Here is a 1,288-nt window from a genome sequence, read left to right as displayed (position 1 = left end):
TCATCACCAGACGTGGCCCCCCTTCTCCCGAAGTTACGGGGGCATTTTGCCGAGTTCCTTAACCATAGTTCACCCGAACGCCTCGGTATTCTCTACCTGACCACCTGAGTCGGTTTAGGGTACGGGCCGCCATGAAACTCGCTAGAGGCTTTTCTCGACAGCATAGGATCATCCACTTCACCACAATCGGCTCGGCATCAGGTCTCAGCCTTAATGTGCGACGGATTTGCCTATCGCACGGCCTACACCCTTACCCCGGGACAACCACCGCCCGGGATGGACTACCTTCCTGCGTCACCCCATCACTCACCTACTAACCGCTTGGGCCGGCGGCTCCACCACTTTCCTTTCCCCGAAGGGTCCGGAACGGCTTCACGGCCTTAGCATCACGATGCTCGATGTTTGACGCTTCACAGCGGGTACCGGAATATCAACCGGTTATCCATCGACTACGCCTGTCGGCCTCGCCTTAGGTCCCGACTTACCCTGGGCAGATCAGCTTGACCCAGGAACCCTTAGTCAATCGGCGCAAACGTTTCTCACGTTTGTATCGCTACTCATGCCTGCATTCTCACTCGTGAACCGTCCACCACTGCCTTCCGGCGCAGCTTCACCCGGCACACGACGCTCCCCTACCCATCACAGCAGGCGTTGGCCCTATTGCTGCAATGACACGACTTCGGCGGTACGCTTGAGCCCCGCTACATTGTCGGCGCGGAATCACTAGACCAGTGAGCTATTACGCACTCTTTCAAGGGTGGCTGCTTCTAAGCCAACCTCCTGGTTGTCTGTGCGACTCCACATCCTTTCCCACTTAGCGTACGCTTAGGGGCCTTAGTCGATGCTCTGGGCTGTTTCCCTCTCGACCATGGAGCTTATCCCCCACAGTCTCACTGCCGCGCTCTCACTTACCGGCATTCGGAGTTTGGCTAAGGTCAGTAACCCGGTAGGGCCCATCGCCTATCCAGTGCTCTACCTCCGGCAAGAAACACACGACGCTGCACCTAAATGCATTTCGGGGAGAACCAGCTATCACGGAGTTTGATTGGCCTTTCACCCCTAACCACAGGTCATCCCCCAGGTTTTCAACCCTGGTGGGTTCGGTCCTCCACGAAGTCTTACCTCCGCTTCAACCTGCCCATGGCTAGATCACTCCGCTTCGGGTCTTGAGCGTGCTACTGAATCGCCCTGTTCGGACTCGCTTTCGCTACGGCTTCCCCACCCGGGTTAACCTCGCAACACACCGCAAACTCGCAGGCTCATTCTTCAAAAGGCACGCAGTCACGAG

At 57.2% G+C, this 1,288-nt stretch carries 1 rRNA gene (cut by a window edge); it reads right to left on the bottom strand.

The window, feature by feature from the left end:
- Positions 1 to 1,288, bottom strand: a 23S ribosomal RNA gene (locus ACZ7OY_RS44575); its annotated part reaches 1,271 nt to the left of the window's first position; the annotation flags it as partial.

Source organism: Streptomyces sp. NPDC107559 (assembly GCF_055657365.1).
The sequence above is the reverse complement of the archived record's forward strand: the minus strand, read 5'-3'. Positions and strand labels throughout refer to the sequence as shown.